Origin of the sequence: Prevotella sp. PTAC (assembly GCF_013166535.1) — a bacterium.
Lineage (GTDB): Bacteria > Bacteroidota > Bacteroidia > Bacteroidales > Bacteroidaceae > Prevotella.
In genome coordinates this window covers 82,885-94,463 of record NZ_JABKKK010000002.1, presented here as the reverse complement: position 1 = coordinate 94,463, position 11,579 = coordinate 82,885, and the positions used below count along the sequence as shown (strand labels likewise).

Genomic DNA, 11,579 nt, shown 5'->3' with positions numbered 1-11,579 from the left:
GGCAGGCGTGCGTTTGGCCGCCGGATGGAGCGCAACGGAATACTAAACGCCGGCCAACCGCTATCCCGTTGCGTCATAGCGGCCGCCCCGTTGCGAAACGGCGGTCGTATTGTCGTTTTTCATTCGATTTTCGTATCAATAATCACAGTGTTTTCTTCGTTTCTCGTTCGTTTTTCCCTCCGTTTTGCATAAATATGCGGAGCTGCCGTGCCGGGCATCGTGTGATATAATGTTTACAAATGCGCATAGTCGTAAATATGCTATCCAGTTATTTTGTAGTTTTACAGTTTGTGAAATTGGATTGATAGATAAATATTGTCATCCAATATATATGATTCCAATAATTGAGGTCTGTCATTAGAGAAAATTATCTGTTTTTTCGTATCTTTGCATTTGAATTAATAAAATTGAAAATGGATAAGGATACTTTTTTACAACTTCTTACGGATGAAGTTAATACATATAAATCTCTTATGGAGACTGATTGTGGAGATTGGATAGTTAAAGGATTCATAGATATAGATAAGAATGTTTATACTATTACTAATGACACAAAGGTAGTATCTAAAATTATAGAGATAATGTTAATACCACGATTGAATGATTTTGCCGTGAGGCATGGAATGTCGATAGTGTTGCCATCTGCGCAAAATTTTTATCCTGATATTACATTCAAAGATATAGAAGGTAATCTTTATGCGCTTGATTTCAAATCAAGTTTTTATGCGAATGGTCGTTCATGTGGTTTTACACTTGGTTCATATTGGGGATATTTTAGGCAAAGAGACAAAAAGAAGAATACGGATTACCCATATAATGAGTATAAATGTCATTTAGTATTGGGGATATTATATAAGCAATGTACTGAAACATATAATGAGAAAACTCTATATAGTATAGATAAACTTGATGTGATAAAGTCTGTTATCCGTGATTTTACATTTTTTGTTCAACCCAAATGGAAAATTGCGAGTGACCGTCCCGGTAGTGGCAATACACGTAATATTGGTAGTGTGTTTGGATTGGATAATTTAGTGAATGGTAAAGGAACGTTTTCTGAGTTAGGTGAAGATATATTTGATGATTATTGGATAAATTTCTTTAATACAGTAGATGCGCGTAATGCTGGTATGGAAAAACCACATTATACGAATATTTCAACGTATAAGGAATATTTGAAAACACAACAAGATTTGTTGAAAAAGTTGGAATAATGTCTATAATAATTCCTCCAATAAAATCACAGGGTATCAAAACAAAACTTGTTCCTTGGATAAATGACTTGATACTTAGTTCCGGTATCCGGTTGGATGCCAATTGGATAGAACCTTTTTTTGGAACAGGTGTAGTTGGATTTAATTCGCCTATGCGTGGTCAGCATATAGTAGGTGACACAAATCCTCATATTATCAATTTCTATAAAGGGATACAAAATGGAGTAATAAGTTCTTATTCTATGAGAAAATACCTTGAACGTGAAAATAGTTTACTTAAATTCTCGGAAGAAGAAGGATATGTGCATTTTCGTGAAGTCCGTGACCGTTTTAATTCAGAATATAGTCCTTATGATTTTATTTTTCTTTCTCGTGCCGGTTTTAACGGGATGATGCGTTTTAACCGTAAAGGTGAATGGAATGTTCCATTTTGTAAAAAAGCGAATCGTTTTTCTATGGCATACGTTACAAAGATTTGTAACCAAATAGAACGTGTAACCCAGATTATACGAAAAAAAGATTGGAGCTTTAATAATGTGTCTTTCATTGAAACGATAGAAAAAGCGGGAGCGGGTGATATTATATATTGCGATCCTCCGTATTTCGGACGTTATGTGGATTATTATAATGGCTGGACAGAGAATGACGAGCAAAGTCTTTTTGAGGCATTGTCCCATACTTCAGCTAAGTTTATTTTATCAACTTGGCATCATAATGATTATCGTGAAAATAATATGGTCAATAAATATTGGAGACAATTCAATGTTATGACGAAGGATCATTTCTATCATAATGGTGCACGGCTTGAAAATCGTCGTTCTGTTGTTGAAGCGTTGATTTTTAATTTTGATGTAAAGGAAAGGATAGAAACAAAACAGGTATGTCAATTAAATCTGTTTACGGAAATTGTTTGAATATGATTTATTTCCAATATGGTTTTATACGTTATATAAGTTACGGCTTTTCTTATAAATAACATGACATTCGTTATTCCGTTTCGGAAATATTTATTACTTTTGCATACAAACAAAAATAATAACCTAACAAAGCATAACTTAAACATGAAACCGACTTTATTACTCCTGGCTGCCGGCATGGGCAGTCGCTACGGAGGCCTGAAGCAGCTCGACGGGCTGGGTCCCAACGGCGAGACAATCATGGACTATTCTATCTATGACGCTATAAAGGCCGGATTTGGCAAAATTGTTTTTATAATCCGAAAGGACTTTGAGGATGACTTCCGGGAGAAGGTTCTCAAAAAATACGAGGGGTATGTGCCTGTGGAACTTTGTTTCCAGAGTCTCGACGCTCTGCCAGAGGGATTCGAGTGCCCCGCCGACCGTGTTAAGCCATGGGGCACAAATCACGCCGTGCTCATGGCGAAAGACGTGGTGAAAGAGCCGTTCTGCGTGATAAACTGCGACGACTTCTACAACCGTGACGCATTCATGGTGATCGGCAAGTTTCTCGCCGACCTTCCCGAGGGCAGCAAGAACAACTATGCGATGGTAGGATTCCGTGTGGGCAACACCCTGTCCGAGAACGGAAGCGTGGCCCGCGGCATCTGCTCGAAAGACGATGCCGGGCACCTCACGACCGTTGTCGAGCGCACGGAGATTATGCGTGTCGATGGTCCGATATGCTATAAGGACGAAGATGGCTCGTGGGTTCCTGTGGACGACAACACTCCCGTGTCCATGAACATGTGGGGATTTACTCCCGACTATTTTGAGCACAGCGAGGCATATTTTAAGGAATTTCTCTCAGACCAGAATAATATGGAGAACCTTAAAGCCGAATTTTTCATTCCGCTGATGGTCAACAAACTCATTTGCGACAAGACAGCCACTGTGAAAGTGCTCGATACCACGAGCAAATGGTTTGGCGTGACATACTCGGCCGACCGCCAGTCTGTGGTCGACAAGATACAGAACCTTGTCGACGAGGGGGTATATCCGGCCGGTCTGTTCTGATATTCGTTTTCTTACAGTCCACGGATATATTATCTACATATACAAAGAACAATATAAACAGCGTGCATGCTTTCGTGATACAGGCGGCACGCTGTTTATGTTTGCCTCATTTTCAATAATATTTCGTTTTCCCGATACTTCCTTGTCATTATTGGTATAAAGTCTGATCTTTTTAGTACCTTTGCGCCATTATGCTTAAAGATATATTGTCCAAGGATGAGCGCGACGTGCTGGAGACGCTTGTCGAAGAGTCGGAAAACATAGTGTTGTGTTGTCATACCAATCCGGATGGCGATGCCATAGGCTCATGTCTCGGCATGGCCGAGTATATGCGTTATCGTGGAAAGAGGCCGTTGGTAATTGTTCCGGATCTTTTTCCCGACTATTTGCAGTGGATGCCCAATACCGAGAAAATATTACGTTACGACAAGCATACCGCCGAAGCGGATGCCGTGATGGCAGGTGCCGATCTGATATTCTGTCTCGATTTCAACCAGACGAAGCGCACTGATGCCATGGCGGCCTCTCTCGAATCGGCAACGGCACGCAAGGTGATGATAGACCATCATCTGGAACCTGATATGGATTGTACCCTTGTCATTTCAAGGCCCGAGATGTGTTCTACCTGCGAGATGGTGTTCCGTATCGTGTGGCAGCTCGACTGTTTCACGATGATGACCTCGCAGTTTGCCGCTCCTATATATTGCGGCATGATGACAGATACCGGCGGGTTTGTATATAACAGCTCGTCGCCTGATATATTCTTCATCATAAGCCGGTTGCTGACAAAAGGGATAGACAAAGATAAAATCTACCGGAACGTATATAATAATTACAGTGAGAACCGTCTGCGTCTGATCGGCTATGTGCTTTACAGCAAGTTGGTTGTCGTGAGCGACTATCACGCCGCCTTTTTTACGCTCACCAAGCAGGAACAGCGGCGTTTCCGTTTTATCAAAGGCGATGCGGAGGGACTTGTAAACATGCCTTTACAGATAAAGGGACTCAAGCTTTCCATATCATTGCGTGAGGATACCGAACGGCCGAATGTGGTACTTGTCAGTCTGCGGTCGGTCGGGAACTTCCCGTGCAACAAGGTGGCAGAGGCGTTTTTCAATGGCGGCGGACATCTGAACGCTTCGGGCGGACGTCTCGAATGCGGTATTGACGAGGCTGTCGAGATAACCAAAAAGGCTTTGTCTCATTTCGCAAGCACGTTAAAGTAGAATAAGATTGCCCGTATTTGACGATATTTTATTAATTTTGCGGGTTGTGAATATTATAAATGAACCTAAGAATAAACAGATGATAAGAATGAAAAAGCCTTTATTCATGCTGGTCGCGCTTGCGGCGGTGATGTCGTTTGCCTCTTGCGACGATTATGAGACATACGGTGAAAAGAAGGAAAGAGAGCGCGACGCTATCAGCGAATACATCAGGAGCGAGAAGATAAACGTGATTGACGACAGCCGTTTTCATGCGCAGGGAGATTCCACTTCCGTAGAGAAAAACGAGTTCGTGTATCTGCCCAACAGCGGTGTTTACATGCAGATTGTGCGTAAGGGCGCCGGCGAGAAACTTGAAGAGAACAAGCAGGTCAATCTGATTTGCAGATACATGGAGTATAACATATTCGACAAGGCAGTGCAGTCCCGTAATGACTACAATCCCAGAAACTACGACAAGATGTCTGTCACACGCACCGGAAGCCAGTATACCGCATCGTTCAGTTCGGGAGTGATGTTCAGTACCTATGGCGCGTCGGTGCCGGCCGGCTGGCTTGTTCCGCTGCAATATATCAGGGTGGGACGCCAGACCACACCAGCCGATGAGATTGCGAAGGTCCGCCTGATCGTGCCACACACCCAGGGACATTCATACGCCACTTCGAGCGTATATCCGTGCTATTATGAGATAACCTATCAGAGGGAGAAATAAGCATATTGCGGTATGTGTCGAGTATATCCGGGAGTGACGGTAAGCGTGCTCTGGAATACGGACATACGTGTTATTGCGCGGTGATAATCATATAATAAGACGATACCGGTACACCGTTAGATATGGAATGTGTGTTATCGGAAATCAGAAAAGGTACATCAAAGATATAAAGGAATGACTCTTATAAAATCAATATCAGGCATACGGGGTACTATCGGCGGCGCTACAGGCGACACGCTGAATCCTCTCGACATAGTGAAGTTCACCACGGCATACGCCACTTTCATACACCGCAATACACCGTCGGGTAGCGGTAAGATCGTGGTCGGTCGTGATGCGCGCGTCTCAGGCGAGATGGTTCGCAGCGTAGTGTGCGGCACTCTCATGGGCGTGGGTTACGACGTGATAGACATTGGTCTCGCGACAACGCCCACCACCGAGCTTGCTGTTCGCATGTCGGGTGCCGATGGCGGTATAATCATTACCGCAAGCCATAATCCACGTCAGTGGAATGCTTTGAAACTGCTTAACAATGAGGGAGAGTTTCTCACCAAGGCAGATGGAAGCGAGGTGCTGGCGATAGCCGAAAAAGAAGATTTCGAGTATGCCGATGTCGACCGTGTCGGGCATTACACGGTTGACGATACATACAACAGGAAACACATTGACTCGGTGCTTGCCCTCGCTTTGGTAGACGGGCAGGCGGTGAGAAGTGCCGGATTTCGTGTCTGTGTGGACGCTATAAACAGCGTGGGAGGCATCATCCTGCCCGAATTGCTTGATCGGTTGGGTGTGAAATACAAGTTGATTAACGGTGAGCCTACCGGCGATTTCGCCCATAATCCGGAGCCGTTGGAGAAAAATCTCACGGGAATAATGGATGAGATGAAAAGCGGCGGCTATGACCTCGGTATCGTGGTGGATCCCGATGTGGACCGTCTTGCGTTCATCTCGGAAGACGGCACGATGTTCGGTGAGGAGTATACGCTCGTCAGCATTGCAGATTATGTGCTCTCGCACACACCCGGCAATACGGTGAGCAATCTCAGTTCTACCCGTGCTTTGCGCGATGTGACTGTCGCTCACGGCGGTGAATACACGGCGGCGGCAGTCGGTGAGGTGAATGTCACCACGAGAATGAAAGAGGTCGGCGCGGTAATCGGCGGAGAAGGAAACGGTGGTGTGATATACCCTGAGAGCCATTATGGCCGTGATGCGCTTGTGGGCATAGCGTTGTTCCTGTCTTCTCTGGCTCATAAAGGGTGCAAAGTGAGCGAGCTTCGTGCCTCGTTCCCGAATTATTTTATAGCCAAAAACCGTATAGATCTCACCCCGACGACCGACATCAATGCCATACTTGACAAGGTTAAAGACATGTACGGTGACGAGAAAGTGAACGATATAGACGGTGTTAAGATAGACTTTGCCGACAAGTGGGTGCATCTCCGCGCCTCAAATACAGAGCCGATAATCCGGGTTTACAGTGAGGCTGCCACTATGGAAGAGGCCGACACGCTCGGAAAGAAACTCATGCAGGTGGTATACGACATGCAGAAAAAATAACAACGACCGATAAAAAACAGCCGAAAGATTCTTTTCTTTCGGTTTTTTTTTTATCTTTGCCACCGTAGCATGTATTGTAATGCATGCCTTGACTAATACTTAAAACTATCAATCATGGGTAAATCCGCATTCGTTAAATCATTGTTCAGCATCATTCTGTTTGCCGCTTGGCATATAGAAGTGTCCGCACAGGTTGAGGCCCGTGTGGAATGGGACAATAAGGGTGACTACAACAATAGTTACGTAGAGTCTATGAAAGAGAAAGGCGCTCTGCTTCTGCAATTCGCCAAGGAAAGCACCGGCGGCCTCCACTATTTCAAGATAAGCCATTACGATACCGGCCTGCGGCTTGTCCGCTGCGACTCCTTCCTCATCGACAAGCATCTCGACATGTATTCGTTGTTCCCCGACGGCGACATGCATTACAGCGTGCTGCGCCGTAAGAACGGGGAGATGGCAGTAGTGGCCTACGATCTCAATACAGGCGAACACCGTGTGTACGAAAGCGATTACAGTCGCAAGTCGCAGATGTATGACGAGCAGATACACGGCGGCAAGATGATATTCAGCAGCAGCCGCAAGAACTTGAAGCGCGTGGGCATTCTCGATCTCGCGAGCGGCGCGATAACACATGCCGACATGCACTTCAAGGGTGTCAGCGACTCAAAGGTGAACATAATAGAGACCACCGTTGTCGACGGCGAGATAAACTCCATAGTGCGTCTCGACAAGGAAGTATGCCTCTTCAAGATTGATATGCAGGGAAACATCATCAGTCGAACGAAACTCGATTTGCCTGCCGGCAGGATACTTGCGTCGGGCTCCGTGTCGAAGACAGGCGGCAAACGCTTCCTCACCGGCACATACGGCGACAAGCCCGGACGGTCGCAAGGCATATATTTTGCCGAGCTTGGCAACGACAATCTCCGCTTTGTCAGGTTCTACAACTTTCTCGAGCTCAATAATTTCACTGATTATATGAGCGAGCGCGGACAGAAGAAGGCCGCACGCAGGGTAGAGAAAGCCAAGAAGAAGGGAAAGGAGTATACACGCAACTATCTCATGGCCGGCCACGATATCATTTCCCACGGCGGCGCATACTACTATCTCGGTGAGGCTTATTATCCCACTTACACAACCACGATGGTTGGCAACACCGTGCGCACGACATTCTCAGGATATGCCTACACGCATGCCGTGCTTGCCAAGTTCGACGCCGGGGGCAACATTCTGTGGGACAATTGTTTCGAGATGGCGCCGCGGACGAGACCTTATTATGTAAAGCGTTTTGTCAGTGCAGGTGTCAGAGACGGCAATATGGCGATGCTCTTCGGCGACGGTAAGAAAATCTTCAAGAAGGTAGTCAGCGACCGTGACGGTTCCACTTTGCATGACCGTGAGTCGGAGATACTTGCCACCGACGAGGAAAATGAAGACGTAAAGAAAGCTCGCAGCACCAACACGCAGCATTGGTTTGGCGACTGTTTCCTTGTCTACGGCAATCAGATAGTGAAGAACAAGCAGACCGGAGAGCGCCGCCGTGTGGCTTATATCAACAAGTATGTCATCAAATAGCAGGCCAATGACTGTCACTGAAATGAGCATAATTAAGAGAATGGTGCTTCTGCTCCTTCTCGTATCCGGTATCAGGGATGCCGGGGCACAGGCTTTTGACGGAAATTTCGACTTCAAACTGTATGCCGGTTATATGACGGTAGACTTCGATCCCGGCTTCGAGATAGGTGCAGACTACGGGTGTAACGACTGGCTGTCGTTAGGCACGGGTGTCAGATACCGTATTGCAGACAAGTCTAAGTTTGACGAACCGCCGCAGGGTATGGATGGACTCGATGTAAAGACGCATGCCTACATCCACGGGCAGCACCTGCTGGGACTGCCCTCGTGGCTCGATGTCTATGCCGGTCCGTTTGTGGGTTTCCATACCGGTGGGATGTGTGGCGGCGTCCGCATGAATTTCAGCGAGTGGATAGGTGTGTATGCCGATTGTGCGCATCCGCTGTTCAACACTTTCAAGAACAAGTCGAATGACGACCTCGGCCTGTATCGCGGCCATACTGTCATATCAGTCGGATTGACCGTAAATCTCGAATGAGGCCATGCCTGCTGTGTGCCGGGTGTCACGCGGCGTTTATAACAGCGACACGAGCCAGCCTCCGAGTTTCACGAGCAGTACCGCCATGGCTGCTATCAGCCCGAGCAGCACGATCATCATAGCAACGGCTCCCAGCGCCTTCCGGTTCACCTCGCCCACAATCCTGCTGTCTCCGTTGACAAATCCGATAATCATTTTCAGATTGCGCAAGTTCGACCGGTAAAAGAAGTCGAGCACGTTGCCTATGAAAAACGGCACCATTCCCACGAGCACGTCGCGAAGCGTGTTGTTGATGACGGCCAGCGTGAGAGGCATCGACCTCGCCACCACCAGCGTGAAATATACGAACGGCACTGTGCACAGAGCCGAGAATACGTCTCCCATGCCCGGCACGAGGCCAATCACGCCGTCTAAATAGTATTTGTCCATATACCGTGCAATCCGTTCGAGCGTGATGAACATAGGGTGCTGTTTCAGCTCTTTCCTGTCTTTCATATCCTTATCCTCCATTATTTAAAGTCATATCATACGGCAAATATACGAATAAGCCCGCTTTTGGGCGAATAATGGTATCTTTGTGAGGTGTTTTTTAGCATCGTCTAACTATTTTTTCGGCTACATTTGCAATTCCATGAACCGACACGGGCTGCGCGGAACGGCGGACGGTGAAAAGTCTTGTCCGTATGTTCCGTGCAGCCCGTGCCGGTCTGTATTGTTGTGAGGGAGCCTCAGTCCTTATTCTCCGGCAATTACTTTGGCTCTTGCTATAGCCTGATCTATATGCCCGCAGATATTCTCTTCACCCACAATATCGTTAAATCCGGCTTTTCTCAGGGCTTTCTGTACCTTGTCGTTCACTCCGGAAAGCACTATCCGTATCCCTTCTTTAGCGCTCATTTCGCAAAGGTTTGTGAGGTTGTGGATACCGGTCGAGTCAACAAACGGCACCTTTCGCATGCGGATTATGCGCACCTTCGGACGGTCGCCGAAAGATGCCATGATTTCCTCAAACTTGTTTCCCGCTCCGAAGAAGTAGGGGCCGTTGATCTCATAAACCTCCACCCCCTGCGGTATCGTGAGATGTTCGAGGTTACCGGAGTTGATGTCTGCCTCGTCGTTGGGATCGATTTCGTCCATGATTACTTTCACGTCGGTAGTCTCCGACATTCGTTTCATGAAAAGCAGACATGCTATTATCAGTCCCACTTCAATGGCGATGGTCAGGTCGAAGATTATGGTCAGGAAGAAAGTGATCAGCAGTACGCTGACATCGCTCTTAGGGTTTCTCATCAGCGCCTTGAAAGAGCGCCACCCGCACATGCCGTATGCCACCACGACGAGCACTCCCGCAAGGCAGGCCATCGGTATATACTGAGCCAGTGGCATGAGAAACAGGAATATGAGCAGAAGCACGGCAGCGTGTATTATGCCAGATACGGGTGTGCGTCCGCCGTTGTTGATGTTGGTCATGGTGCGTGCTATTGCTCCGGTTGCCGGTATACCGCCGAACAGCGGAGAGGCAAGATTGGCCATGCCCTGTGCCACAAGCTCGGTGTTTGAGTCGTGGTGGTCGCCAACCACGCCGTCGGCTACTGTGGCGGAGAGCAGCGACTCGATGGCTCCGAGTATCGCTATCGTGACAGCCGGCGACACGAGGCTCTTTATTGTGTCCCAATTCATTTGCGGAACATGCACTTCCGGCAGTTCGCTGCTTATCGAGAACCTGTCGCCTATTGTCTCGATAGTGGTTACCCCGGCCATGTTTTTCAGCAGCAGCGCCGCTACCGTCATTATTATTATGGCTATGAGCGAGCCGGGTATCTTCTTGCTGAATTTCGGGCTTACGGCAATCACCGCCACGCTAAGTATTCCCACCGCAGCACTCCACGGGTCTATCGTGGCCATGTTTCGTCCGTAGGCAATCCATTTCTCTATGAAGTCGGCCGGTACGCTGTCCATAGTCAGTCCGAGCAGGTCTTTAATCTGTGTGGTGAATATAGTCACCGCTATACCGCTTGTGAATCCTACGATAATCGGGTAGGGAATGTATTTGATGATCGTGCCGAGCCGCAGCACGCCGAAGAGCACGAGAAAGGCTCCGGCCATGAAGGTTGCCACGGCCAGTCCTTCCATTCCATACTGCTGTATGATGCCGTAGATGATGATGATGAACGCTCCCGTAGGGCCGCCTATCTGTACTTTGCTGCCGCCGAATACGGATATTATCAGTCCTGCCACGATGGCCGTGATGATACCTTTCTCGGGTGTCACGCCCGAGGCGATGCCGAAAGCGATGGCGAGCGGCAGGGCTACGATGCCCACTATGATGCCTGCCATGATGTCGGCGGTGAGTGTTTTCTTGTCGTAATGTTTCAGAGTAGAGACAAGTCTCGGCCTGAATTGAAATGTTTTCATTGTTAAATAATTTATGTTATTCTGAAAAAACGTTGCAAAGGTACTTCTATTAGTCGAAATGACAAAATGTTTTTAAACTTTTATGATGCCTTGTTGACACTCGGAATAATTATTACAAAAGGCTGTTTGTATTTCGGTTATTTTGAAATTAAAGACCCCGTGGCCGGAAATATCGCCGTATTTTTCGGTTTCGCATAACTGTTTGTGTCTCAGTTTGATATACTTGCGTTCGGTGATGTTTATATATAATAAGCCGTTCGTCCATATCTGATTTTCCGCAATAAGCGCCTTATTGCGTCGCATTTAGCGGCCCGTTGGAAGACAACGGGCCGCTAAACGCATTGCAATAGCATGCCGGATGCA

At 47.1% G+C, this 11,579-nt stretch carries 10 protein-coding genes; 8 read left to right on the top strand and 2 right to left on the bottom strand.

Annotated elements, in window-relative coordinates:
* Positions 1-413 precede the first annotated feature (413 nt).
* The 8 genes from HPS53_RS02235 (at position 414) to HPS53_RS02200 (ending at position 8,801) form a co-directional block, all read left to right on the top strand.
* Positions 414-1,214 carry a type II restriction endonuclease gene (locus HPS53_RS02235; protein ID WP_104368577.1) on the top strand — a complete coding sequence of 267 codons (801 nt, stop codon included), beginning with the start codon at positions 414-416 and terminating at the stop codon, positions 1,212-1,214.
* Positions 1,214-2,128 carry a Dam family site-specific DNA-(adenine-N6)-methyltransferase gene (locus HPS53_RS02230; RefSeq protein ID WP_104368576.1) on the top strand — a complete coding sequence of 305 codons (915 nt, stop codon included), beginning with the start codon at positions 1,214-1,216 and terminating at the stop codon, positions 2,126-2,128. Before HPS53_RS02235 ends, HPS53_RS02230 begins: the two co-directional genes overlap by 1 nt.
* A gap of 147 nt (positions 2,129-2,275) precedes the next feature.
* Positions 2,276-3,187, top strand: coding sequence for a nucleotidyltransferase (locus HPS53_RS02225; protein ID WP_172204083.1), 912 nt, complete (start codon positions 2,276-2,278; stop codon positions 3,185-3,187).
* Between the two features lie 191 nt (positions 3,188-3,378).
* Entirely contained in the window at positions 3,379-4,413 is a 1,035-nt protein-coding gene (locus HPS53_RS02220; RefSeq protein WP_172204082.1) for a bifunctional oligoribonuclease/PAP phosphatase NrnA, read from the top strand.
* A gap of 88 nt (positions 4,414-4,501) precedes the next feature.
* The gene (locus HPS53_RS02215; protein WP_104368586.1) at positions 4,502-5,125 is read left to right on the top strand and encodes a DUF4827 domain-containing protein; all 624 of its coding nucleotides are present in this window, start codon (positions 4,502-4,504) and stop codon (positions 5,123-5,125) included.
* Positions 5,126-5,299: 174 nt separating this feature from the next.
* Entirely contained in the window at positions 5,300-6,688 is a 1,389-nt protein-coding gene (glmM, locus tag HPS53_RS02210) for a phosphoglucosamine mutase (protein WP_172204081.1), read from the top strand.
* A 114-nt stretch (positions 6,689-6,802) separates the two neighbouring features.
* Entirely contained in the window at positions 6,803-8,263 is a 1,461-nt protein-coding gene (locus HPS53_RS02205; protein WP_172204080.1) for a hypothetical protein, read from the top strand.
* A 22-nt stretch (positions 8,264-8,285) separates the two neighbouring features.
* Positions 8,286-8,801 carry a DUF6646 family protein gene (locus HPS53_RS02200; RefSeq protein WP_172204079.1) on the top strand — a complete coding sequence of 172 codons (516 nt, stop codon included), beginning with the start codon at positions 8,286-8,288 and terminating at the stop codon, positions 8,799-8,801.
* A 36-nt stretch (positions 8,802-8,837) separates the two neighbouring features.
* Here HPS53_RS02200 and HPS53_RS02195 read toward each other — a convergent pair whose 3' ends face one another.
* Together HPS53_RS02195 and HPS53_RS02190 are read right to left on the bottom strand one after the other, a co-directional pair.
* Positions 8,838-9,311 (bottom strand): DUF4112 domain-containing protein, encoded by a 474-nt coding sequence (locus HPS53_RS02195; protein WP_216651865.1) that lies wholly within the window; start codon positions 9,309-9,311, stop codon positions 8,838-8,840.
* A 225-nt stretch (positions 9,312-9,536) separates the two neighbouring features.
* Positions 9,537-11,216 carry a SulP family inorganic anion transporter gene (locus HPS53_RS02190; protein WP_104368570.1) on the bottom strand — a complete coding sequence of 560 codons (1,680 nt, stop codon included), beginning with the start codon at positions 11,214-11,216 and terminating at the stop codon, positions 9,537-9,539.
* Positions 11,217-11,579 lie beyond the last annotated feature (363 nt).